Below are 26,665 nucleotides of genomic sequence, written 5' to 3'. Positions count from 1 at the left end.
ATTAATTATAATATTTTTTATTTAAATGTTTTTTTTCTCCTCCAATATGAAAAATAACAACTAAAGCAGAAAGTAAAAGAATTGAAGACAATTCAACTAATAACACATAAGGACCAAATAAACTAACACCTACCATTTTTGAATCAATTAAAATTCCCTCTATTTTTTTTTCTTTTAAAAAAAATATTGCATAACTCATTGATAATAATAATATTAATGATAAAATACTAGGTATAATCCAAAAAACAGGCATAAAAAATTTTTCTTCTTTTATATCGTATTCATCACCAAGATTCAGCATCATAATAACAAAAACAAATAGTACTATAATAGCCCCTGCATAAATAATAACTTCTAAAGCACCAGCGAAAAATGCACCAAGTGAAAAAAACACACCAGCTATTGACAAAAGAGAGATTATTAAATACAACAAGGCATATACCGCATTTTTTTGAATGATTACACAAAAAGTAGAAATCACTGCTATAAATGAACATATATAAAAAATATATTCCATAAAAAATTTTCCTTATGGTAACAAATTCTTCACGTCAATAGGTTTAGATTCAGAATCTAATTCACCTGTACCTTTCTCTTTTATGGAGACACCAGAAAAATTATAAAAATTATAATCTGGATACTTACCTGGACCTGCGATTAATAAATCTTTTTTTTCATATACTAAATCTTTTCTTTTAAAATCAGATAATTCAAAATCATTAGTTAATTGAATAGCAGCTGTGGGACATGCTTCTTCGCATAAACCACAAAATATACAACGAGAAAAGTTAATTCTAAAAAATTCTGGATACCAACGACCATTAATGTTTTCAGATTTTTGTAAGGAAATACAATCTACAGGACAAACTGCTGCACATAAATTACAGGCAACACAACGTTCTTTTCCATCTATATTACGAGTTAATATAATACGACCTCTATAACGAGGAGAAAGATGCACTTTTTCTTCAGGATATAATTTAGTTTCAGATTTTGAAAAAATATTACAACCAATCATAAAAATGCTTCTTATTTGTGTGAAAAATCCAATAATGATATTTTTTAACATCATAAATAAAAACATCTCTTAAAAATTATAATAATATAAAAAAAGCAGTTAATAGCAAATTAAATAATGTTAACGGCAAACAAAATTTCCATCCAAATGACAACATTTGATCGTATCTTGGTCTAGGTAAAGAAGCTCGTATTAAAATGAAAATAAAAATAAATAATAGCGTTTTTAAAAAAAACCATATAAAACCAGGTATCCAAGGCCCAAACCAGCCACCAAAAAAAATTGTAACTATTAATAACGAAATCGTAATAATAGAAATATATTCTCCAATAAAAAATAAACCAAATTTCATTCCAGAATATTCAATATGATAACCATCAGCTAATTCTTGTTCAGATTCCGGTTGATCAAAAGGATGTCTATGACATACAGCCAAACCTGCTATAAAAAAAGTTAAAAAACCAAAAAACTGCGGAAAAAAATTCCAAATATCTTTTTGATTATTTACAATATCTAAAATTTTAAAAGATCCTGATTGAATGACTACACCCATTAATGATAAACCTAAAAACACTTCGTAACTTAAAGTTTGAACACAAGCACGCATTGCTCCTAACAATGAATATTTATTATTACTAGACCAACCAGCAAATAAAATAGAATAAACCGATAAACTAGCCATCATTAAAAAAAACAAAATTCCTATATTTAAATCAATAATAACAAAATGAGATGTGAATGGAATAATTGGAATAACACATAATAAAGAAACAAAAGCAATTACTGGTGATAAAACAAAAACAAATTTTCTACTAAATGGGGGTATCCAGTCTTCTTTAAACAAAATTTTTACCATATCAGCACAAAGTTGTAAACTACCTCCCCAACCTACTCGATTAGGTCCATGTCTATTTTGAAATAATCCTAATAATCTACGTTCAACAACACTTAACATAGCAGCAGAAAAAATTATTAAAAATAAAATAAGAATAATTTTTGATAAACAAAAAATTATTCCAAATATATTTGTTTTTGACCAAATCATTCAACAAATTCCTGTAAAAATTTAATTTTTTTACCAACCAGAGCGATAGGAAAACCTTTTCTTCCTATAGGTAAACCTATCTGTTTTTCATGTAAACACTTAGAAAATCGTATTTTTAAACGATAATCTTCATTCAAACAATTAAATTCTACTATAGAATCTTCCTTAAATCCTAATTCAACACCATCTATTAAACTAATTAAAGCATATTCGAAAGGAATATTTTCTTGTATTGTAGATGAATATTGAGTTAATTCTTCATTTCCAAAAAGATGATAATAAGGAATTATATACCAGTATTTTCCTTTCATAAAATTTTTTGGAATTAAATTGAAATAAAAATTTTTTGTTTTTTTCTTTTTTTTAAAAAGATATGTACCTGAATCTCCAGATATTAAATTTTGACCTATTTTAGTTTGAAATTTATTCCATGCTTGAGGTGAATTCCATCCGGGAAACCAAGCAAATGGGATATGAGGTATCAATTTATTAGGTTGATTATAACCTTCCATAGAAAATGAAAACATAGTGTTTACATCTTCAGGTTGTGCAGGTTCATGAATATTAATGTCAGCACGTAAAGCAGTTCTTCCGCTAGATCTAATAGGAGATCGAGCAATTTTTTGACCATGAATACGAAAATTAGCATCTGGTTCATTTTTTCTTATATCTTCAAAAATTGGATATTTTTTAATATACTCTTTTGTTACATCATCTAAATTAAACCAAGATATTTCTGTTTTATGAATTTTTGATTTAATAAAATGCAACCATTTCCAACTTTCATAAAGACAATTACTCTTATCATAAAAAATAGGATCATAAACTTGAAAAAAACGTTGTGCTCTTCCTTCAAAATTTACTATTGTACCAGAGGTTTCTGCAAAACTAGTTGAAGGCAATTTTAATCCAGATTTTTTATAAGTTTCTGTATATTGATGATCTATTGTAATAATTTTTTCTTGTTGTTTGAAAAAAACATCACAGTCATGTTTAGATGCAAACCGATATAAATCATATTCCATAAAAATTACAGCATCTACTTTTTTTTCTCTAAATTCTTTAATCATAGAATCCAAAGACATACCTCCCATTAATCCTAATCCTAAACTATTAGAAGAAGATGTTAAAAAAGTGAGACCAACATGATGATTAATATTGTTAATTTTAAGAGATTTGGCTATATTTATAGCTGACTTGATAATAGAAGTGCTAAAAGAGTGTGTACCTGAAATAATTAATGATTTTTTTGATGAAAGCAATTTATTAGCAATTAATAAAACTTTCTCTTTTAATACAGAGCTCAAATTTGTTATTTCTGGTAAGTTTTTATCTAATTCATAAGCAATTGCAGATGATAAATTGACTTGTTCATAGATGGATCCAAAATAAGACCATTCAGAAATATCATCTAATTTATTTTCATGCGTATGCATAATATATAAAGAATTTTTATAGTTTTCTGTAATATGGGAGATGGAATTACTATTCCATTGAGGTATTCCATATAAAGATGCAATATCATATGCTTTCTTTTTAATTGCTTGACGTATTGCAAGAGCAACTCGAGGTGAAGTTTGCGTTAAATCTTCTCCTAAAACTAAAATTACATCATAAGTTTCAATTTCTTTCAAACACGGAATATATATATCACTATCTTGTAAAACATCTAAAATCAACTTAACACACTGTTCTTCTTTTTCAGACATACCATGAGAAAAATTTTCTGTTCCTACTAATTCTTGTAATGCAAAATTATTTTCTATACTTGATCGAGAAGAACCCACACCAATAATACGATTATATTTTTGAAAAAAATCAGCTGCAAATTCTACTGCTTTTGTAAAATTCAACACAGTAGAATTCTTGTTATTAATATAAACTGGTTTTTTTGGGCGTGTAATCAAGTTAGTATGAGAATAACCAAATCTACCAAGATCACAAATTAAATAATGATTTATATTTTCATGATATCTATTTTCTATTCGACGAACTTCACCATAACGTTCTCCAACGCTAATATTACAGCCAACACTACAATTATGACATACTCCTGGACCATATTGCATATCCCATTTACGATTATATTTTTTAGAATGAGTTTTATCAGTAAAAACTCCAGTAGGACATAATTCTACTAAATTACCAGAATGTTCGCTTTCTAAAACACCATCTTCTATACGACCAAAATAGATATTATTATTCGAACCATAAACTCCAAAATCAGTTCCATCTGCATAATCATTATAATATCTAACACAACGATAACAAGCAATACATCGATTCATTTCATGTTTAATAAAAGATCCTAAATATTGATTTTTATGCGTTCTTTTTTTAAATCTAAAATTACGTATATTGTGTTTTGTCATTACAGTCATGTCTTGCAAATGACAATGACCACCTTCCTCACATATTGGACAATCATGTGGATGATTAGTTAATAAAAGTTCTATTACTAAACTTCGAAAAACTTCTGATTCAATATTATTTGTAGAAATTATGGCTCCATCTGTTACAGGAGTCATACAAGACATAATTAGTCGACCTTTAGGATCTTCAAAATCATTATATTGTGTTACAGCACACTGACGACAAGCTCCTAAACTGCCCAATAAAGGATGCCAACAAAAATAAGGAATATCAATACCTACTGATAAACAGGCTTGCAGTAAATTTTCTGACTCATTAACATCATATATTTTACTATCTACATAAATTCTAAACATAAGAGAATAATTCCAAAACTTATACTTAAAGAGTTTTATTTTAAAATAAATTTCTATATTTTAAATAAATATTTTTTGTAAAAAAAATTAATTTTAAGCTAAATATAATTAGATTGAATTCCTATAATTTTTTTATTGAAATTTTCTTTTTTTAGATTAATACCAGCTTCAAATTCAGAACGAAAATATTTTATAGCACTTTGTAAAGGCTCTATCGCACCAGGAGCATGAGCACAAAACGTTTTTCCTGGACCTAAATTTTTGCATAATCTTTCTAAAGTATTGATGTCATTTTTTTGTCCTTCCTGTTTTTTTAAACTGTTTAATATTTTTACAATCCATGGTAATCCATCTCTGCATGGCGTACATAAACCACATGATTCACGAGCAAAAAATTTTTCTAAATTATATACTAATGACACCATGTTTGTTTTATTATCAACTGCTATACAAAGAGCAGTTCCTAAACGACTTCCTGCCCTACTAATATTTTGAAAATCCATTGGCAAATCTAAATGTTCAGTGGTTAAAAAATCTGTACCTGCGCCTCCAGGTTGCCAAGCTTTTAAAGACAAACCACACTGCATTCCACCAGCATAATCTTCTAAAATCTCACGGGCAGTTGTTCCAAAAGGTAATTCCCAAACACCAGGATATTTTACCTTTCCTGAAAACCCCATTAATTTAGTACCACTATCAATACTTTTAGATAAATTTTTATACCAATTAACACCATGCAATAAAATTGCAGGAACATTAGAAAGTGTTTCTACATTATTTACACAAGTAGGTTTACCCCACAAACCAAATATAGCTGGAAAAGGAGGTTTAGATCGAGGATTAGCTCTTCGACCTTCTAATGAATTAATTAAGGCCGTTTCTTCTCCACAAATATAACGACCAGCTCCAGTATGTAAAACTAATTCAAAATTAAATCCACTCCCTAAAATATTAATGCCAATATAACCAACACTAATAGCTTCTTGTATAGCAGATTTTAAGATATGTTCTGCTTTAATATATTCTCCTCTTAAAAAGATATAAGCACGAGAAACATTCAATGCATATGATGCTAATATTATTCCTTCAATTAATTGATGAGGAATTTGCTCCATCAATAATCTATCTTTATATGTACCTGGTTCCATTTCATCTGCATTACAAACTAAATAACGACAATCTGAAAAAAATTTATTTTGAAACATTAAACTCCATTTTAAACCAGTAGAAAAACCTGCCCCTCCTCTTCCCTTTAATCCTGATTCTTTTATTACATCAATTACATCTTCTGGCGACATATTCTTTAATACTTTTTGTAAAGATACATAACCGTTTTTATCACAGTATTCCTTAATTAAAACAGTTTTTTGATCATTTCTTAATCGCCAAGTTAAAGGATGTGTTTCAGCAGTACGCAAAATTCTGTTCATTTATACAACTCTAATAAATGTGGTATAGCTTCGGGAGTTAAACAAGAATGTGTATCTTCATTTATCATAATAGTAGGAGCTTTATCACAGTTTCCTAAACAACAAACTGGTAATAAAGTAAACCGATTATCTTTAGTCGTTTCTCCTATTTTTATTTTCAAATAATTCTCTAAAGCTGTTTTTATCATTTTATAACCTGTTAAAAAGCAAACAACACTATCACAATAACGAATGATATTACGACCGACAGGTTGACGGAAAATTTGACTATAAAAAGTAGCAACCCCTTCGACTTCACTGGGGTTTATTTGAAGTATCTCAGAAATGGCATAAATAGCTTGATCAGAAACCCATCCTCTTTTCTTCTGAACAATCTTTAATGCTTCTATAGAAACAGCTCTATAGTTTTCATAATATTTTTTTTCATTTTCTATTTCATTTATTTCTTCATTAGTCAATATAAATTTTGTACTAATTTTTCGAAATTTACTTTTTTTTTATACATAATTATCTATCCACGTCAGACATAACAAAATCTATACTACCTAAATATACAATTAAATCTGATATTAAACTTCCACGAATAACTGAAGGTATTTGTTGTAAATGTGGAAAACTAGGCGTACGTATTCTTGTACGATAACTCATCGTACCACCATCACTAATTAAATAATAACTATTAATTCCTTTTGTTGCTTCAATCATTTGAAAACTTTCATTTTTCGGAATAACTGGGCCCCAAGATACCTGTAAAAAATGAGTAATCATATTATCTATATTTTGTAAAACAGAATCTTTAGCAGGTGGTGTCGTTAAAGGATGATCAGACTTAAATGGACCTTCTGGCATATTTTTTAAACATTGATTTAAAATAACAAGACTTTGATAAATTTCTTCAACTTTAATCATCACTCTCGAATAAGCATCACTTATTCCTGTACCTATTGGTATATCGAAATCATAGTTTTGATAACCAGAATATGGTCTCCATTTTCTCACATCAAAATCTAACCCTGTAGCACGTAATCCTGCTCCTGTAATGCCCCATTTTAATGCTTCTTTTTTATTATATTCAGCAACTCCTTTTGAACGATTAATTAAAATACTATTTTTTAGCGCAGTAGTTACATAATACTGTAATCGTTTTGGCATCCAATCAAGAAATTCTTTTAATAAAATATTCCAACCATTTGGAAGATCATGAGCTACTCCTCCAATACGAAACCAAGCTGGATGCATACGAGCACCTGTAATCGCTTCAATTAAATCATATATTTTTTGACGATCAGTGAAAGCAAAAAAAACAGGTGTCATACAACCAACATCTTGAATAAAAGTAGAAATATATAACAAATGACTATTTATTCGAAATAATTCTGACATCATTACACGAATAACTTCTACTTTTTCTGGAACTGAAATATTAGCTAACTTTTCAACAGCCAAAACATAAGGCATTTCATTAACACAACCTCCAAGATATTCAATTCTATCAGTATAAGGAATATAACTATGCCATGATTGACGTTCTGCCATTTTTTCAGCACCACGATGGTGATATCCAATATCTGGAACACAATCTACTATATTTTCACCATCTAATTGTAAAACAATTCTAAAAGCACCATGAGCAGAAGGATGATTGGGACCTAAATTTAAAAACATAAATTCTACATCATCGTTTTTACGTTTCATACCCCATAATTCAGGTTTAAATTTTAATCCTTCCATTTCTATATCTTCTTTTTCTTCATTTAAAAAGAAAGGTTTATACTCAGTTGCTCTTGCAGAATAATTTTTTCTTAATGGATGCCCTGTCCATGTACTAGGCATAATAATACGAGTTAAATTAGGATGTTTATCAAAAATAATTCCAAACATGTCCCATGTTTCACGTTCGTACCAATTAGCATTTGGAAATAAATTTATAAAAGTTGGTAAAATTAAATCGTGTTCTAATAGTGGAACTTTGAGCATGATATCAGAGTTACGTTCAATAGATATCAAATGATAAAAAACTGAAAAATCTGCGGATGGTAAATTTTCTCGATTTAATCGAAAACGTTCATCAGTACCATGTAAATCATAAAGCATAGTATAAGGCTGATGCAAGTTATATAAAAAATTTCCTACATTTAATAAAATTTCTTTTTCTATCCATACTACAGGAAAACCAGTTATAGTAATTTGTTGAAAAAATGATTCTTTACCAAACTCATCAAACAGATTTTTCATTACTGAATCGTTTGGATCTTCTTTAAACACTTTTTTAAATAAAATTTTATTTTCTTTTTGAGTTAAATTTATCATAAATTGCTCATTGTACTTATCTTAACAATATCAATTGCATCATTAAATATTTTCTGATGTCGGAAGATTAACTATATTAATTCTTTTGCTTCTTTTTCTATTTTTTTCAGATATCATCTTTTTATTATATATTCCTTGTTCTCCGATTACCCAAGATAATGGTCTTCTTTCTTCTTTAATTAATTTTTGTAATAACATCAAACCTTGTATATATGCTTCAGGGCGAGGTGGACAACCAGGTATATAAATATCTACTGGTAAAAATTTATCTACTCCTTGAACAACAGAATAAATATCATACATACCACCAGAATTAGCACATGAACCCATAGAAATAACCCATTTTGGTTCTAACATTTGATCATATAATCGTTGAATAACAGGAGCCATTTTTATAAATGGCGTACCGGCAATTACCATAACGTCTGCTTGTCTTGGCGAAGCACGTAAAACTTCAGACCCAAAGCGAGCAACATCATGTACAGAAGTAAAAGCCGATACCATTTCTACATAACAACAAGATAATCCAAAATTGTAAGGCCAAAGAGAATTTTTTCGTCCCCAATTAACTATTTTATGTAATAATTGAGTGATTTTACCCATAAAAATATTTTTTTTTAAATATTCTTCTACAGGATCATTAACAGATTGAATGCTTTTTTTTGGATATTTTGCATTATTTTTGCAATTTTCAGCTTTAGTTAAAGTATAATTCATTTTTTTTCTCATTAAATAAATTTTAAATATTTAAATATCTATTTTAAGACGTCCAACTTAACGCTTTTATACGAATTAAATAAATCAATCCTAATATAATAGACATTATAAACATAGTAGCTTCTATAAATCCAATCCATCCAGATTCAGATACACTGACAGACCATGCATATAAATATAATGCTTCAACATCAAAAATAACAAAAAACATAGCTATTAAATAAAATTTAACAGAAAAATGAAGATAAGTATTGCCTACTGAAACAATACCTGATTCAAAAGGAGTATTTTTATATCTAGATATAGATCTACCACCTAAAATTGAACTCAAAAAAAGCATAAAAAAACAAAATCCTAAAGAAAAAATTATAAAAATAAAAAAAGACAAATATTCTGTTGTTATTTCCGTATTTTTAAACATAGATTTTCCTGAAATATTTAAATTATTTAAATAAACTTATTTTAAATAAGGATTAAATTATTTTTTATATAAAATAGAATTATATTCTAGAAAAAAAAAAACACAAATATTAAACATATTAATAAATATACATTATCAAATAAAACAAGAAATTATGAAATAATTCATACTTTATTACTAAAACTTTACTTTTTTTTTACCTTAACCCTTGATGGCTGAAAAAGAGACCCCATTTAATAATCATTCAACTTTAAAGATAAAGTACAATGAAATATTATTGTAGAGTTAATTGAAAGCCAAAAAAATGGTTACATCAAGGTTGAAAACCCAATTTATCAAGATATTATAGGAGAAATTTTAATGGGTAAAATTATTGGTATTGACTTGGGCACAACCAACTCTTGTGTTGCCATTATGGATGGCAACAAACCACGTGTATTAGAAAATGCAGAAGGTGATCGTACTACACCTTCAATTATTGCATATACTCAAGAAGGAGAAGTTTTAGTAGGACAACCTGCTAAACGTCAAGCTATAACTAATCCAAAAAACACATTATTTGCAATAAAACGCTTGATTGGTAGAAAATTTCAAGACGATGAAGTACAACGTGATATAAAAATCATGCCTTATAAAATTATAAATTCTGATAATGGTGATGCATGGATTAATGTAAAAAAAGAAAAAATGGCACCTCCCCAAATTTCTGCAGAGGTATTAAAAAAAATGAAAAAAACTGCAGAAGATTACTTAGGAGAAACAATAAAAGAAGCTGTTATTACAGTCCCTGCTTATTTTAATGATGCTCAACGTCAAGCAACTAAAGACGCTGGAAGAATTGCAGGACTAGAAGTTAAGCGAATTATTAATGAACCTACAGCTGCTGCGCTTGCGTATGGTTTAGATAAAGGACAAGGAAATAGAACAATAGCAGTCTATGACTTAGGTGGTGGAACTTTTGACATCTCAATTATTGAGATAGATGATGTTGACAAAGAAAAAACATTTGAAGTTCTTGCTACTAATGGAGATACCCATCTTGGTGGTGAAGATTTTGATAGTAGATTAATTAACTATTTAGTAACAGAATTTAAAAAAGAACAAGGCATAGATTTAAGAAATGATCCTCTTTCTATGCAACGTTTAAAAGAATCTGCAGAAAAAGCAAAAATAGAATTATCATCTGCACAACACACAGATGTAAATCTTCCATATATTACAGCAGATGCTAATGGTCCTAAACATTTAAATATCAAAGTTACCAGATCAAAACTAGAGTCTTTAGTAGAAGATTTAATAATTCGTTCTATTGAACCACTAAAAGTTGCATTAAAAGATGCAGGGCTATCAGTATCTGATATAAATGATGTTATATTAGTAGGTGGTCAAACAAGAATGCCTATGGTTCAAGCTAAAGTTGCAGATTTTTTTGGAAAAGAACCTAGAAAAGATGTAAATCCAGATGAAGCTGTTGCAGTAGGTGCGGCAGTGCAAGGAGGAGTACTCTCTGGTGATGTCAAAGACGTTTTGCTACTTGATGTAACTCCTTTATCCCTGGGCATTGAAACTATGGGTGGGATAATGACTCCACTAATAAATAAAAATACTACTATTCCTACTAAACATAGCCAAGTGTTTTCAACAGCAGAAGACAATCAATCAGCAGTAACTATACATATATTACAAGGTGAACGTAAAAAATCATCAGATAATAAATCTTTAGGACAATTTAATTTAGATGGAATTGAGCCAGCACCTAGAGGCACTGCCCAAATCGAAGTAACATTTGATATTGATTCTGATGGAATATTACATGTATCTGCAAAAGACAAAAAAACAGGAAAAGAACAAAAAATTACTATTAAAGCATCTTCTGGACTTAAAGAAGAAGAAATCAAAAAAATGATAGATGATGCAGAAGCGAACTCTGAAGCTGATCAAAAATTTGAAGAATTGATTCAAACAAGAAATCAAGGTGATCAATTAATTCATAGTACAAAAAAACAATTAAATGAAAGTAAAAACATAATTGAAGAAAAAGACAAAAAAGAAATTGAATTAGCTTTAGATAAATTGGAAAAAGCATTAAAAGGAGAAAACAAATCTGAAATTGAAAAAAATATACAAATGCTTTTAAAACAATCATCAAAGCTAACAAAAGTTAATCAAAAAAAATCAGAAGAAAATATCAAAAACAAAAATAATTCATCTAATAAAAAAGATGAAAATATTGTAGATGCCGAATTTGAAGAAATTAAAGATCCTAAAAAGTAAAAAATAGGGAAAATTACAAAAGACTTTAAACTAGCACGGGCGTAGATAAGCTTCTACGCCCGTGCATTATTTTAAAATCAGGAAGAGTAAGTAAGCATGGCAAAAAAAGACTACTATCAAATTTTAGGGATTTCAAAATCCGCCGAAGAACGTGAAATCAAAAAAGCATATAAAAAATTAGCAATGAGATATCATCCTGATCGAAATCAAGGAGATAAAACTGCTGAAAATAAATTTAAAGAAATAAAAGAAGCTTATGAAGTATTAATTAATGAAGAAAAAAGAAATGCATATGATCAATATGGACATGCAGCTTTTGATAATAGCTATTCTGGAAATAGTTCATATAGTACATTTACTAGTTCTTCAGACTTTGGAGATATTTTTGGAGATGTTTTTGGAGATATTTTTGGGGGAAATAGAAATAAAAGAGCTAAAAAAGGATCTGATTTATGTTATAATATGGAAATTTTTTTAGAAGAAGCAGTAAAGGGCACTCAAAAAGAAATCCGTATTCCTACTTTTCAGAAATGTAAAATATGTTATGGAAGTGGTGCTAGAATTGGAACAAAACCTCGATCATGTTCCACATGTCATGGAAAAGGTCAAATACATATTAGAAAAGGCTTTTTCACTGTACAACAATCATGTAATGTATGTTATGGAAAGGGAACAGTGATTAAAGATCCATGTAATTCATGTCATGGTCAAGGCAAAGTTGAAACATATAAAACGTTGTTAATAAAAATTCCACCTGGAATCGATACTAATGATAGAATTCGTTTAAACAACGAAGGAGAACCTGGTACTAACGGTGCACAATCAGGTGATCTTTATGTACAAATTACAGTTAAAAAACATCCGATTTTCGAAAGAGAAAAAAATAATTTATATTGCGAAGTGCCAATAAATTTTACTATGGCTGCTTTAGGTGGAGAAATAGAAGTACCTACTTTAGACGGTAGAGTTAAACTGAAAATACCATCTGAAACACAATCAGGAAAACTTTTTCGCATTAAAGGAAGGGGAGTAAAATCGGTACAAAATAGAAATCAAGGTGATTTATTGTGTCGTATTGTAGTAGAAACACCAGTTAATCTTAATGAAAAACAAAAAAATCTTTTATTTGAACTAGGAAATAGTTTTAATGGTTTTCGGGGTGAAAGAAATAGTCCACGTTCAAAAAGATTTTTTGATGGAGTAAAAAGATTTTTTGATGATTTAACAAAATAAAATTCTATGAAAAAGTATTGCTTCTGAATGTAAAATTAGAGGCAATACTGTTTAAGTACTTAATTTTTACACATTTTAGAAATTTGTAATAATAAGTTAGATTTATAACGTGCAGCTTTATTTTTATGTATTAAACCTTTATTTACATGAGCATCAACAATAGGTTGCATTTTTTTAAATGCCTCTTGCGCTGCTTCTTGTGTCCCAGAAGCAATAGCAACTCGTACTTTTTTTATAAAAGTTCGAATCATTGAACGTCGACTAGTATTTTGTTTTCGACGTCTTGCAGATGTTATCGCGTCTTTTTTAGCAGATTTAATATTAGCCAATGTTCACCTCTAAATTTTTTTAAAAAAAATGAATATTTATTTAAAAATGTAATATATATAAATATACTAAAAATATTTTTCTAAAAAAAATATTTAATCATATTAACAAAAATATTTTTATGAAAAAAATAAATTATTCGAAGAAATATTTTTTAAATATGCAAATTACCGTATTTGAAAAGGTTAGCCCAAAAATGAAAATTATCAGGGGTATCCATAATCTTAAAGAAATTCATTCTAATTCAGTTGTCACAATTGGAAATTTTGATGGAATACATTTAGGACATCAAAAATTATTTTTTCATACGTACATAACAGGAAAAAAACATAACATACCAACTATAATAATTTTATTTGAACCTCAACCATTAGAATTTTTAAAAAATAAAAATGCTCCAGTTAGAATTACGACTTTTCGTGAAAAAATAAAATATACTGCATCTTATAATATTGATACGGTTTTATGTATTAGATTTAATGCATTTTTTCAATCTTTAACTGCAGAAGATTTTATCATAAATATACTAATAAATAAACTGCATGTAAAATTTATAGTAATAGGAGATGACTTTAGATTTGGGTTTCAAAGAGATGGAAACATTAATCTTCTAAAAAAATTAGGAGATAAATATTTATTTCATGTAATAAAGGTAAAATCTTTATATAAAGATAATACAAAAATTAGTAGCACTACAATCAGAGAGGCCTTATCTAAAAATAATATAAAATTAGCTTCTCAATTATTAGGTCGTCCATTCAGTATTTACGGTCGAGTAGTTCACGGAAATTCAATAGGAAAAAAATTAGGTTATCCTACAGCAAATATACGTTTAAATAAAAATTTTCTATTAAGTAATGGGGTATATGCAGTAAAAGTTAATTGTTTTTTAAATAAAAAATTTCTGGGAATATGTAATATTGGCATAAAACCAAGTTTTTTTGATACTCAAAAAAATAAAGTTCTTGAAGTTTATTTATTTAATACAAAAATGAATTTATATGGAAAATATATAGAAGTTCTTATCTGTAAAAAAATACGTGATGAACTATTTTTTCCCTCAATAAAAGAACTTAAAAATCAAATTTTTAATGATATACAAAAAGTCAAAAATTATTTCAATATATCTTATAATTTATACTAAAACGAAAATACAATGAATGATTATAAAAAAACACTAAACTTACCTAAAACAACATTTTCTATGAAAGGTAATCTTGTAAAAAAAGAACCCGAAATTTTAAAAAATTGGCATAAAAATAATCTTTATAAATTAATTAGGAAAAAAAAAGAAGGAAAAAAAATATTTTTTTTACATGATGGTCCACCTTATGCTAATGGAAATATTCATATTGGACATGCTGTTAATAAAGTTTTAAAAGATATTATTATAAAATCTAAAAATATATCAGGATTTGATGCGCCTTATATTCCATCGTGGGATTGCCACGGATTGCCTATTGAACAAAAAGTAGAAGAAACTATTTCTGATTGTGAAAAAATATCTACTTCAAAATTTCAAGAAAAATGTAGAGAATATGCAGAAAATCAAGTTCAAAAACAAAAAAAAGATTTTATTAGACTAGGAGTTATAGGTGACTGGGAAAATGCTCATCTTACAATGGATTTTAAAAACGAAGCAAACATAATTAGAACATTATCCAAAATTATTAAAAAAAAATATTTATATCAAGATTTTAAACCTGTATATTGGTGCCTTTCATGTTCTTCATCTTTATCTGAAGCAGAAGTTGAATATTCTAAAAAAACATCAGATTCAATTATAGTCGCTTTTAAAAATCAAAATAAATCAATTATAGAAAACATATTTAATTTAAAAAAAATCAATCAAAAAGAAATATATTTACCTATTTGGACAACAACACCATGGACTCTTCCATCTAGTAAAGCTATTGCAATACATCCAGATTTTGCATATCAACTCATTGAAACTGAAAAATATAATTTAATTATTGCGAAAAAATTAGTTAAAAATGTATTAAATAAATTAAAAATAAAAAAATGGATAGTAATAGATTCTATAAAAGGAAAATATTTAGAAAATGTAATATTTTTACACCCATTTCTTAAAAATATTTATTTACCTCTTATTTTAGGAAAACATGTCACACTTGAATCAGGAACAGGATGTGTTCATACGGCACCCGATCACGGACCAGATGATTATAAAGTTAGTCAAAAATATAATATTAAAATAAGTAATTTAGTAGATTTTAAAGGTAACTATATCTCTAATATACATCCAAAACTAGATGGTATTAACATTTTTCAAGCTAATTCAATTATTATAAAAATATTAACTGAAAGAAATCTTCTATTACACCATGAATATTTAAAACATAACTATCCACATTGTTGGAGACATAAAAACCCAATTATTTATAGAGCTACTCCACAATGGTTTGTAAAAATAGATTATCAAAAACTGCGCGATAAATCTTTAGAAGAAATAAAAAAGGTATTTTGGATTCCAGAATGGGGACAATCAAGAATAAGAGAAATGATTAAAAAAAGACCTGATTGGTGCGTTTCAAGACAAAGAAAATGGGGTGTACCAATGTCAATTTTCATAAACAAAAAAACAAGAGAAATTCATCCTAAAACTTTCTTATTAATGGAAAAAATAGCAAAAAAAGTAGAAATAGAAGGAATCAAAGCATGGTGGAATATAGATTTAAAAGAAATATTAGGTAAAGAATATCAAGTTTATGATAAAATATTAGACATATTAGACGTATGGTTTGAATCTGGAAACACACATACTTCAATAAAATATAAAAATAAAAAATACGAGAAAAATAGCGCTGATATGTATTTAGAAGGATCAGATCAACATAGAGGTTGGTTTATGTCTTCGTTAATAATATCAACGTTAATTAATGAAAAAGCACCATATTCTGAAGTACTAACCCATGGATTTGTAGTAGATGGAAAAGGACAAAAAATGTCTAAGTCTATGGGTAATACTATTAGTCCTAATAATATAATAAATAAGTTAGGAGCAGATGTTTTAAGATTATGGGTAGCATCTTCTAATTATTCTAATGATATTTCAATTTCTGATGAAATTTTAAAAAATGCATCAGATACATATCGTAGAATTAGAAATACTGCACGTTTTATGTTAGCTAATATTAATGATTTTAACCCAAAAAAAGATATAATATCTAAAAATAATATGGTTTATTTAGACAAATGGGCTATAAGCCATACTAAAACAGTTCAAGAAGAAATTATTGAATTGTATAAAAAATACAACTTTCATGCAGTAATACAGCGAATAATGTATTTTTGTTCGATGGAAATGGGATCGTTTTACCTTGATATTATTAAAGATAGACAATACACTTTAAAAGAAAATAGTCAAGAAAGACGGAGTTGTCAAACAGCTATATATTATATAATTCATGCACTTGTACGATGGATAGCACCAATACTTTCTTTCACTGCTGATGAAATATGGAATCACTTACCACAAAATGATTCTCCATATGTATTTACAGAAGAATGGTTTGATAAATTATTTCATTTAGATAAAAATGATGTGTTCAACTGTAAATTTTGGAATGAAATAATTGACATTAAAAATGAAATAAATAAATTTTTAGAAGAACTAATAAAAAACAAAACTATCAATAATTCTCTTGAAGCCTCTGTGACGTTATATGTTTTACCTGAATTATTAACTAAATTAAAAATATTAGATAAAGAATTAAAATTTATATTTTTAACCTCTGAAACAAAAGTAAAACCTTATGAAACTGCACCTATAAACACAAAAAAAAGCAAAAATATTTCTTTTTTTAAAATTTCTTTAAATAAATTTAAGGGAAAAAAATGTCCACGTTGTTGGCATTATTTTAATAATGATAAAAATTGTCTACATAATGATATTTGTAATCGTTGTGTCTTAAATACAACAGGAAATGGTGAAAAACGTATCTTTATATAATGAAAACTCAATGTTTAAAAAAAAGAAAAAAATGGATCTATATAATTCTAATAATATTTATTGTTATGATAGATATATTTAGTAAATATTGGATATTTAATCATATAAAAATTAATGAAACAAAAAAAATTTTTTCAATATTAAATTTTTTTCATATTCACAACTATGGTGCAGCATTTAGTTTTTTATCTGATCAAGAAGGATGGCAAAGATGGTTTCTATCAATTATTAGCATTTTTACTATACTAGTGATGATAAGAATTATTATAAAATCTAAAAAAATAAAAAAAGATAAAATCGTATCTTATTCTTTTATTATTGCAGGTGCAATAGGAAATTTAATAGATAGAGTTTTTCATGGTTTTGTAATAGACTTTATTGATGTACATATTAATGATTGGCATTTTGCTACATTTAATATAGCAGATTGTAGTATTTTTATTGGAATTCTTATTTTAACACGTTTAAATTATTAATTTAAAAAAGTTTTTATATAATATTCAATTATAATAAAAAAAATTCATATTTTAGAGAGATATATAGTGAATATTATATTAGCTAATCCTAGAGGTTTTTGTGCAGGTGTGAAAAGAGCTATTTTAATAGTTGAAAATGCATTAAAAATATATAAAAAAATAATTTATGTAAAACATGAACTAGTACATAATCAATATGTAATTAATGAATTACGTCAAAAAGGAGTTGTTTTTATTGAAAAAATATCACAAATTCCAGATTATTCAGTAGTTGTGTTTTCAGCTCACGGAGTATCAAAAAAAATTAAAAAAGAAGCAATAAAAAAAAATTTAATTATTTTAAATGCTACTTGTCCATTAGTAACAAAAGTACATAAAGAAGTATCAGAATGTAGTAAAAAGGGAATAGAAACAATTCTTATTGGTCATAAAGGACACCCTGAAGTAGAAGGTACAATAGGACAATATGATAACCAAAATGGAAAAATATATCTCATTGAATCAATAAAAGATGTAAATAATTTAACTGTAAAAAACGCTGAAAAATTAAGTTTTGTCACTCAAACAACTTTATCAACTACACAAACAAAAAATATTATTTCTTCTTTAAAGAACAAGTTTCCAAAAATTTCTGCTCCAAATAAAGAAGATATATGTTATGCCACAACTAATCGTCAAAAAGCAATTTATCAATTATCTAAAATAAGTGATATAATACTTGTGGTAGGTTCAAAGAATTCTTCTAATTCTAATCGTCTTGTAGAATCAGGAAAAGAATTTGGCACTTGTACAAAACTTATTAACTCTTTTCTTGATATTAAAAAAACATGGTTAAAAAATGTTAATTCTGTAGGTATTACAGCTGGTGCTTCAGCACCAGAAATATTAGTCAAACAAGTCATTCAATATTTACAAAAACTAGGTGCTGGTAAATCAATCGAAATGATAGGTATTAAAGAAAAAAAAATTTTTAAAATTCCTAAAAAATTATTCAAAATTAAAACATATTCAAAATAAAGAGACAGAAAAAATGAATGAAAAAACTCGTATTGCAATTACTGGATCCATCGGCCGTATGGGCAAAACACTTATCCAAGAAATAAAAAAAAATGAACATACACATTTAACAACAGCATTAGTAAAAAAAGAACACAAACTTGTAAATGAAGATATTGGAGAGGTTATTGGAATAGGGAAAATAGGTGTTCGTATAACTGATGAATTAAATCCAAAAACAAATGATTTTGATGTTTTAATTGATTTTACAAGACCTAATGGCACATTAAAATATTTAAACTATTGTAATCAATTTAAAAAAAATATGGTTATTGGTACTACTGGATTTTCAAAAGAGGAATTTAATATTATAAAAAAACATTCTAAAAACATAGGTATAGTTGTTTCTTCAAATTTTAGTATAGGAATAAATTTAATATTTGAATTAATTAAAAAAACTACTCAAATTATAGGAAAAAATTCTGATATTAATATTATTGAATATCATCACAGAAATAAAATAGATTCTCCTTCAGGTACAGCATTAGCAATAGGAAATGTGATATCTAAAGTGATGCAATGGGATTTAGATAAACATTCTTTATATTATAATAAGGGAATAACTGGGATAAGAAAAAAAGAAAAAATTGGATTTTCTATTGTACGTTCAGGTGATATTATTGGTAAACATACAGTTATGTTTTCTAGTCATGGTGAAGAAATCAAAATCACTCATACTGCATCTAGTAGAATATCTTTTGCTAAAGGTGCAATACAATCAGCATTATGGATTCATAAAAAACAAAAGGGTTTATTTGATATGACAAACGTACTATCATTTTAATAATGACTCAGTAACAATTTTCTTATTTAGAAAAATACTAAGCATCTTAATCATTTTAGATTTAAAAAATGTTTTATAATACGACAATAGACAAAAATATTAATTTTAGTTAATATAAAGCATAAGTTTTAATAAAATTAATAATTATTTTATTAACAGAGGAGGGTGTTTTGAACCAATCAGCAGTGCTGGTCTTAGAAGATGGAACTAAGTTTCATGGACGAGCTATTGGAGCTAAAGGAACAACTGTAGGTGAAGTTGTTTTTAATACATCAATTACTGGTTATCAAGAGATTATCACTGATCCCTCTTATTCACATCAAATTATAACATTAACTCATCCACATATTGGAAATGTTGGAACTAATTCTAACGATGAAGAATCAACTAAAATTCATGCAAAGGGATTGATTATTCGAGATCTATCTCTAATTGCAAGTAATTATAGAAATGAAAAAAATTTTTCTTCTTATTTAAAAGAAAATAATATTGTTGCAATATCTGATATTGATACAAGAAAATTAACTCGTATTTTACGTACAAAAGGTTCTCAAAACGGGTGTATTATAGAAGATACAAAAGAAAACTATTCTATAGCACATAAAAATGCTAAAAATTTTTTAAGCTTGCAAGGTTTAGATTTAGCAAAAAAGGTTTCTACGAAATTTATTTATAATTGGCATGAAAGTAGTTTTAATATCAATAAAAAAAAATATTTTTCTATTAAAAAAGAAAAAAATTTATTACATGTTGTTGTATACGATTTTGGCGTTAAAAGAAATATATTACGTATGCTTGTAGATAGAGGTTGCTACTTAACTGTTGTTCCGGCAACTACTGATGCAAAAACTGTATTAAATTTATCTCCAGATGGAATTTTTTTATCTAATGGTCCAGGTGATCCAAGACCTTGTCTTTATGCTATCAATGCAATTCAATGTTTTTTAAAAACTAATATTCCAATTTTTGGGATATGTTTAGGACATCAATTACTTGCATTAGCTAGCGGTGCAAAAATTATAAAAATGAAATTTGGACATCATGGAGGAAATCATCCTGTAAAAGACATAAAAACCAACCGCGTTATTATCACATCTCAAAATCATAGTTTTACTGTAGATATTAAAAATATGCCAAAAAATATAGAAACAACACATACTTCTCTTTTTGATGGAACATTACAGGGACTTGCGTTAACTAATAAATCTGCTTTTAGTTTTCAAGGACATCCAGAAGCTAGTCCTGGACCACATGATGCTTCTTCTTTATTTAATCATTTCATTCAATTAATTACTTGTCAAAAAACTAAAACTCAGTAATCAATTAGGGAAAAAAAATGCCTAAATCTACTGATATAAAATCAATTTTAATTCTTGGTGCAGGTCCAATAGTGATTGGACAAGCATGTGAATTTGACTATTCTGGTGCACAAGCTTGCAAAGCATTACAAGAAGAAGGATATAGAATAATTCTTATTAATTCCAATCCCGCTACTATTATGACAGATCCATGTATGTCTGATGCTACATATATTGAACCCATTCACTGGAAAGTAGTAGAAAAAATAATCAAAAAAGAAAGACCAGATGCATTACTTCCAACGATGGGAGGTCAAACTGCTCTTAATTGTGCTTTAGAATTGGATAATAAAGGAATCTTAAAAAAATACAATGTAAAAATTATAGGTGCTACAGTTAATGCAATAAAAAAAGCTGAGGATAGAAAATTATTTGAACAATCAATGAAAAAATTAAAATTAGAAACTGCGAGATGTGGTATTGCACACAATATGAAAAAAGCATTTTTAGTTTTAAAAGATGTAGGTTTTCCATGTATTATTCGTCCGTCTTTTACTATGGGTGGAAGTGGAGGAGGAATTGCATATAATCATGAAGAATTCGAAGAAATTTGTGAAAGAGGACTTAAACTATCTCCTAATAAAGAACTTTTAATTGATGAGTCTTTAATAGGTTGGAAAGAATATGAAATGGAAGTTGTGCGAGATAAAAACGACAATTGTATTATTGTCTGTTCTATTGAAAACCTAGATCCTATGGGTATTCATACAGGTGATTCCATTACGGTCGCTCCTGCGCAAACTTTAACTGATAAAGAATATCAAATTATGAGAAATGCTTCTATGTCAATTTTAAGAGAAATTGGTGTAGAAACTGGTGGTTCTAACGTACAATTTGCAATTAACCCCCAAAATGGTCGAATGATTGTTATTGAAATGAATCCTAGAGTATCTCGATCTTCTGCTTTAGCGTCTAAAGCCACTGGATTTCCAATTGCCAAAATTGCTGCAAAATTAGCTGTTGGATATACATTAGATGAATTAGCAAACGATATTACAGGAACAAACACTACTGCATCTTTTGAACCGTCAATAGATTATATAGTTACAAAAATTCCTAGATTTAATTTTGAAAAATTTCCAGGATGTAATGATAGACTTACTACACAAATGAAATCTGTAGGCGAAGTGATGGCAATAGGACGCACTTTTCAAGAATCTATACAAAAAGCGATTCGTGGTTTAGAAATAGGTTACAGTGGGTTTGATATTAAAATTTCTCTTCATGATCCAGAATATTTGATAAAAATTAGACATGAACTAAAAGATGCTGGTTCTGAACGTATTTGGTATATAGGTGATGCATTCCGTGCAGGTATGTCCGTTAAAGAAGTATTTGAATTAACATCAATTGACCCATGGTTTCTTATTCAAATTGAAGAAATTATTTTGTTAGAAAAAATAATTACAAAAAATGGATTTATAGGATTAAAATACGATTTCTTTTATTTTATTAAACGGAAAGGTTTTTCTGATCAACGTATTGCAATACTAACAAATAAAAAAGAGAATGAAATAAGAAAACTACGTTATATGTTAAATTTACATCCTGTATACAAAAGAATTGATACATGTTCAGCTGAATTTTCAACTGAAACAGCATATATGTATTCAACATGGGAAGACGAGTGCGAATCACATCCAACAAAAAACGTCAAAAAAATTATCATATTAGGTGGAGGTCCAAATAGAATAGGACAAGGTATAGAATTCGATTATTGTTGTGTGCATGCTGCTCAAGCGTTACGAGAAGATGGTTTTGAAGCGATTATGATTAATTGTAATCCAGAAACAGTATCTACTGATTATGACATTTCAGATAGACTTTATTTTGAACCAATTACATTAGAAAATGTTTCAGAAATAGTTAGAATAGAAAAACCTAAAGGAGTTATTATTCAATATGGCGGTCAAACACCATTAAAACTAGCTCGTGAATTTGAAAAAGAGGGCATACCTATAATAGGAACTAGTTCTAATTCAATAGATAAGGCTGAAGATCGTTATCGTTTTCAAAAAACTGTTACTAAATTGAAATTACGACAACCTTTAAATGCAACCGTATTAAATTTAAAAGAAGCTTATAAAAAAGCAGAAAAAATTGGTTATCCAATTATGGTAAGACCATCTTATGTATTAGGTGGTAGAGCAATGGAAATTGTTTATGAACCTAATAGTTTAAAAAATTATTTTAAAACAATTTTAAATAATAAAAATAACATTCCAATTTTACTAGATCAGTATTTAGATCACGCTACAGAAGTAGATGTTGATGCTATTTGTGATGGAGAAACAGTTTTAATTGGAGGCATTATGGAACATATTGAACAAGCAGGAGTTCATTCTGGAGACTCTGCATGTTCTTTACCTGCATATACCTTAACTAATAAAATTCAAAATAAAATTAGAGATCAAGTGACAAAACTAGCTTTTGAATTATCTGTAAAGGGATTAATGAATGTACAATTTGCTATTAAAAATAATAAAATATATATTATTGAAGTAAATCCAAGAGCAGCTAGAACAGTACCTTTTGTTTCAAAAGCAACAGGTCTTGCATTGGCAAAAATTTCTGTACGAGTTATGTATGGAAAAACTTTATTAGAACAAGGTTTTACAAAAGAAATAATTCCACAGTACTTTTCAGTAAAGGAAGCTATTATGCCCTTTGATAAATTTCATGGAGTAAATCCTACATTAGGTCCAGAAATGCGTTCTACCGGAGAAGTAATGGGTATTGGAAAAAATTTCTCGGAAGCTTTTTCTAAAGCAATGTTGGGCGCTCATACTAATATGAAAAAATCTGGTCGTGTTCTTCTTTCAGTTAGAGATAATGATAAAAAAAATATTGTAAACTTAGCAGTAAAATTAAAAAAATTAGGATTTGAAATAGATGCGACTAAAGGTACATCTTTAGCTTTAAAACAATCTGGAATTGCATCTAGATTAGTAAATAAGGTGCATGAGGGACGTCCACATATACAAGATCGTTTAAAAAATAGGGAATATTCATATATTGTTAATACAACATCTTCTCATCAAGGAATAAAGGATTCTAAATTAATATGTAGCAGTGCTCTTCAATATAAAGTACACTACGATACAACTATAAATGGTGCATTTGCAACTGTCATGGCTTTAAATGAAAATCCAATAAAAAATTTTAAATCTCTACAAGAGATACATAAAAAATACATTTAATTAACTATTTATAAATATGTTGTAAAACATATTTATAATTCGTACGAGGATCTATTTATTAAAATAAATATTAGTTTGATAGCTGCAATTTCTAAGAATTTAGTCATTGGATATAATAATAAAATACCTTGGCATATACCAGAAGATTTACAATGGTTTAAAAAAAATACAATAAATAAAAATATTATTATGGGACGTTTAACTTGGGAATCGATTGGAAAACCTTTATCGATGCGTAATAATATAGTTATTAGTAAAAATAAAATTGAAAAAAAAGGTGTTATTTGGGCTAATTCAATATCTAATGCGATTATTTCTGCACAAAATAGTAAGGAAATTATGGTTATCGGAGGAGCTCAAATATACAAAAAAATGTTATTTTATGCTAATAAATTATATTTAACTCATATAGATATTAACATCATTGGTGATACTTATTTTCCTGAATACAAAAATTTTCTATATTGGAAAACATTATTTAAAAAAAAAATCATCAAAAATCAAAAAACTCCTTATAATTATTATCATGAAATCTTATCAAGATAAGAATTTTTGAGAAAATATTTTTTTGTCTTCCCATCGAAATAGTATTATTTCTTCACCCCAACAGCAACCAGAATCTAAAGAAACAAAAGGTTCAGGTATATAAATTCCTTTTAAATTAGACCAATGTCCGAAAAAAACAGAATAATCTTTAGGAATATTATGTTTCATAAAAAACCATGGCTGTAATGGATATTTAACAAGATTGGGAGATTGTTTATAAAACATATTTAATCGACCATTAGGATAACAGTATCTCATTCTCGTAAACGCATTCATGCTATATCGCAATTTATCTAATCCATTTAAATTGACATCCCAAAACACTACTTTATTATTATACATAGACTCTAAAAATAAAGAATAACTATTATGAGATAAAAATTCTTTTATTTTCAAAGCATATGTTTTCGCAGTACTAATATCCCATTGTGGACTAATACCGGCATGTGACATAATTATTTTACGATTTTGATCAACTTTTAAAAGATTTTGATGCCGTAACCAATTTATTAATTCATCACTATCATAAGAAGATAGTAATTCATCAAAAAAATTTTCTTTTTTATTATTTTTTACACCAGCATGTACTGCAATTAAATTTAAATCGTGATTTCCAAGTACTATTTGTACTCTATTGTTTAATGATAAGGAGTAAAGATATCTTAAAACTTTAAGAGAATCAGGACCTCTAGACACCAAATCTCCTGCAACCCATAAATAATCTTTTTTACAATTAAAAGAAGATTTTTCTAACAAAAGTTTAAATTCTTTATAGCAACCGTGAATATCGCTAGTAAAATAAGTACTCATATATATTATGTTTTCTCTGTAAATAAATGTATAACATTTAAAAATGTAAATTTTAATTTACTTTTTTAAAATATTTTTATTTTTCTTATATAAATAATTAGATAACTTACAATATTGTAAAACAGAAATATTTTCTGCTCTTAATTTCGGATCAATTTCTAATTGTATTAATTTTTTTTCAGAAAATAATTTATTTAAACTATGACGTAAAATTTTTCTTCTATTCTGAAATGCTAGATTTGTCACAAAACTTAGAATATTTGTATCATAAACAAAATATGGAGAATTTTTATGAGGAGTTAAATTAATAAAAATAGAATGAACTTTAGGTTTAGGCCAAAATTCTTCTGAATTGACATTTAATAACACTTTAATACTACAATAATATTGAGATATAATGCTTAAACGACCATAGGATTTACTTCCAGGAGAAGCTATTAATCTTTCAGCAACTTCTTTTTGTAACATAAAATTCATATCTTGAATAACTTCAATTTGTTGAAATAAAAAAATAATTAAAGATGTAGAAATATTATAAGGTAAATTTCCAAAGATGCGAATTAATTGAGAATTTTTATAAAATAATTTTATATAATCAAAAGTCAAGGCATCTTCAGAAAAAACCATTAATTTTGAATAGAACGAACGTTGTTTTAATAAATTTAATAAATTTGGATCAATTTCAATAACAATTAATTTTTCTACAAATACAGACATTGGTTTTGTTAATGCAGCTAATCCAGGTCCAATTTCTACTAATATTTGTTTAAATTTAGGATTAATTTTTTTAACAATATCTTGTGCTATATTTTTATTTACAAGAAAATTTTGTCCATATTTTTTAAGAGGAAGATGTTTATAAAATTTTTTAGTAATCATTAGTTTGTATTAATTCAGTTAATATAAATTTAATATTTAATATTTCTTAGACATACTTAGATTTAAAAAAAGAAATTTT

Annotated in this window: 22 protein-coding genes; 10 read left to right on the top strand and 12 right to left on the bottom strand. The window is 27.2% G+C overall.

Annotation, left to right across the window (positions count from 1 at the left end):
- Position 1 precedes the first annotated feature (1 nt).
- From nuoJ to ndhC, 9 genes are all read right to left on the bottom strand, one after another.
- Positions 2–517: an NADH-quinone oxidoreductase subunit J gene (gene nuoJ / locus D9V66_RS00835; protein WP_158365567.1), complete on the bottom strand. Its 516-nt coding sequence runs from the start codon at positions 515–517 to the stop codon at positions 2–4.
- A gap of 12 nt (positions 518–529) precedes the next feature.
- Entirely contained in the window at positions 530–1,072 is a 543-nt protein-coding gene (nuoI, locus tag D9V66_RS00830; RefSeq protein WP_158365566.1) for an NADH-quinone oxidoreductase subunit NuoI, read from the bottom strand.
- 22 nt (positions 1,073–1,094) lie between these two features.
- Positions 1,095–2,063, bottom strand: a complete 969-nt coding sequence (nuoH, locus tag D9V66_RS00825) for an NADH-quinone oxidoreductase subunit NuoH (protein WP_158365565.1) — start codon at positions 2,061–2,063, stop codon at positions 1,095–1,097.
- Positions 2,060–4,792, bottom strand: coding sequence for an NADH-quinone oxidoreductase subunit NuoG (nuoG, locus tag D9V66_RS00820; RefSeq protein ID WP_158365564.1), 2,733 nt, complete (start codon positions 4,790–4,792; stop codon positions 2,060–2,062). The genes nuoH and nuoG overlap by 4 nt, the downstream gene beginning before the upstream one ends.
- 98 nt (positions 4,793–4,890) lie before the next feature.
- Positions 4,891–6,222 carry an NADH-quinone oxidoreductase subunit NuoF gene (nuoF, locus tag D9V66_RS00815; RefSeq protein WP_158365563.1) on the bottom strand — a complete coding sequence of 444 codons (1,332 nt, stop codon included), beginning with the start codon at positions 6,220–6,222 and terminating at the stop codon, positions 4,891–4,893.
- Positions 6,219–6,698 carry an NADH-quinone oxidoreductase subunit NuoE gene (gene nuoE / locus D9V66_RS00810; RefSeq protein ID WP_158365562.1) on the bottom strand — a complete coding sequence of 160 codons (480 nt, stop codon included), beginning with the start codon at positions 6,696–6,698 and terminating at the stop codon, positions 6,219–6,221. Before nuoE ends, nuoF begins: the two co-directional genes overlap by 4 nt.
- A 31-nt stretch (positions 6,699–6,729) precedes the next feature.
- Positions 6,730–8,532, bottom strand: coding sequence for an NADH-quinone oxidoreductase subunit C/D (nuoC, locus tag D9V66_RS00805; protein WP_158365561.1), 1,803 nt, complete (start codon positions 8,530–8,532; stop codon positions 6,730–6,732).
- 42 nt (positions 8,533–8,574) lie between these two features.
- Positions 8,575–9,249 carry a NuoB/complex I 20 kDa subunit family protein gene (locus tag D9V66_RS00800; protein WP_158365560.1) on the bottom strand — a complete coding sequence of 225 codons (675 nt, stop codon included), beginning with the start codon at positions 9,247–9,249 and terminating at the stop codon, positions 8,575–8,577.
- 43 nt (positions 9,250–9,292) lie between these two features.
- Positions 9,293–9,670: an NADH-quinone oxidoreductase subunit A gene (gene ndhC, locus D9V66_RS00795; protein WP_158365559.1), complete on the bottom strand. Its 378-nt coding sequence runs from the start codon at positions 9,668–9,670 to the stop codon at positions 9,293–9,295.
- Positions 9,671–10,030: 360 nt separating this feature from the next.
- On the opposite strand from ndhC, the gene dnaK reads away from it, so the two are divergent.
- Both dnaK and dnaJ read left to right on the top strand, forming a co-directional pair.
- Complete coding sequence (gene dnaK / locus D9V66_RS00790) at positions 10,031–11,944, top strand: molecular chaperone DnaK (protein ID WP_158365558.1); 1,914 nt, start codon at positions 10,031–10,033, stop codon at positions 11,942–11,944.
- A 96-nt stretch (positions 11,945–12,040) separates the two neighbouring features.
- Positions 12,041–13,177 carry a molecular chaperone DnaJ gene (gene dnaJ, locus D9V66_RS00785; protein ID WP_158365557.1) on the top strand — a complete coding sequence of 379 codons (1,137 nt, stop codon included), beginning with the start codon at positions 12,041–12,043 and terminating at the stop codon, positions 13,175–13,177.
- A 59-nt stretch (positions 13,178–13,236) separates the two neighbouring features.
- On the opposite strand, the gene rpsT is transcribed toward dnaJ, so the two are convergent.
- Positions 13,237–13,506: a 30S ribosomal protein S20 gene (gene rpsT, locus D9V66_RS00780; RefSeq protein WP_158365556.1), complete on the bottom strand. Its 270-nt coding sequence runs from the start codon at positions 13,504–13,506 to the stop codon at positions 13,237–13,239.
- A 194-nt stretch (positions 13,507–13,700) separates the two neighbouring features.
- Here rpsT and ribF point away from each other — a divergent pair, with 194 nt between their 5' ends.
- The 8 genes from ribF (at position 13,701) to folA (ending at position 24,897) form a co-directional block, all read left to right on the top strand.
- Entirely contained in the window at positions 13,701–14,648 is a 948-nt protein-coding gene (ribF, locus tag D9V66_RS00775) for a bifunctional riboflavin kinase/FAD synthetase (RefSeq protein ID WP_158365555.1), read from the top strand.
- Between the two features lie 12 nt (positions 14,649–14,660).
- A complete protein-coding gene (gene ileS / locus D9V66_RS00770) occupies positions 14,661–17,477 on the top strand; it encodes an isoleucine--tRNA ligase (RefSeq protein WP_158365554.1) in 2,817 nt (938 codons plus the stop codon).
- The gene (gene lspA, locus D9V66_RS00765; protein WP_158365553.1) at positions 17,477–17,953 is read left to right on the top strand and encodes a signal peptidase II; all 477 of its coding nucleotides are present in this window, start codon (positions 17,477–17,479) and stop codon (positions 17,951–17,953) included. Before ileS ends, lspA begins: the two co-directional genes overlap by 1 nt.
- Before the next feature lie 66 nt (positions 17,954–18,019).
- Positions 18,020–18,970 carry a 4-hydroxy-3-methylbut-2-enyl diphosphate reductase gene (gene ispH, locus D9V66_RS00760; protein ID WP_158365552.1) on the top strand — a complete coding sequence of 317 codons (951 nt, stop codon included), beginning with the start codon at positions 18,020–18,022 and terminating at the stop codon, positions 18,968–18,970.
- A gap of 13 nt (positions 18,971–18,983) precedes the next feature.
- Positions 18,984–19,793, top strand: coding sequence for a 4-hydroxy-tetrahydrodipicolinate reductase (gene dapB, locus D9V66_RS00755; protein WP_158365551.1), 810 nt, complete (start codon positions 18,984–18,986; stop codon positions 19,791–19,793).
- 170 nt (positions 19,794–19,963) lie between these two features.
- The gene (gene carA / locus D9V66_RS00750; RefSeq protein WP_187308380.1) at positions 19,964–21,112 is read left to right on the top strand and encodes a glutamine-hydrolyzing carbamoyl-phosphate synthase small subunit; all 1,149 of its coding nucleotides are present in this window, start codon (positions 19,964–19,966) and stop codon (positions 21,110–21,112) included.
- A 17-nt stretch (positions 21,113–21,129) separates the two neighbouring features.
- Positions 21,130–24,351 (top strand): carbamoyl-phosphate synthase large subunit, encoded by a 3,222-nt coding sequence (gene carB / locus D9V66_RS00745; protein ID WP_158365549.1) that lies wholly within the window; start codon positions 21,130–21,132, stop codon positions 24,349–24,351.
- 63 nt (positions 24,352–24,414) lie between these two features.
- A complete protein-coding gene (gene folA / locus D9V66_RS00740; protein ID WP_158365548.1) occupies positions 24,415–24,897 on the top strand; it encodes a type 3 dihydrofolate reductase in 483 nt (160 codons plus the stop codon).
- On the opposite strand, the gene D9V66_RS00735 is transcribed toward folA, so the two are convergent.
- Complete coding sequence (locus D9V66_RS00735) at positions 24,889–25,707, bottom strand: symmetrical bis(5'-nucleosyl)-tetraphosphatase (RefSeq protein ID WP_158365547.1); 819 nt, start codon at positions 25,705–25,707, stop codon at positions 24,889–24,891. The genes folA and D9V66_RS00735 overlap by 9 nt on opposite strands.
- Before the next feature lie 57 nt (positions 25,708–25,764).
- Positions 25,765–26,586 (bottom strand): 16S rRNA (adenine(1518)-N(6)/adenine(1519)-N(6))-dimethyltransferase RsmA, encoded by an 822-nt coding sequence (gene rsmA / locus D9V66_RS00730; protein WP_187308379.1) that lies wholly within the window; start codon positions 26,584–26,586, stop codon positions 25,765–25,767.
- Positions 26,587–26,665 lie beyond the last annotated feature (79 nt).

Source organism: Buchnera aphidicola (Brevicoryne brassicae), assembly GCF_005082825.1.
GTDB lineage: Bacteria > Pseudomonadota > Gammaproteobacteria > Enterobacterales > Enterobacteriaceae > Buchnera > Buchnera aphidicola_AK.
This window is presented reverse-complemented; position numbering and strand designations above follow the sequence as displayed.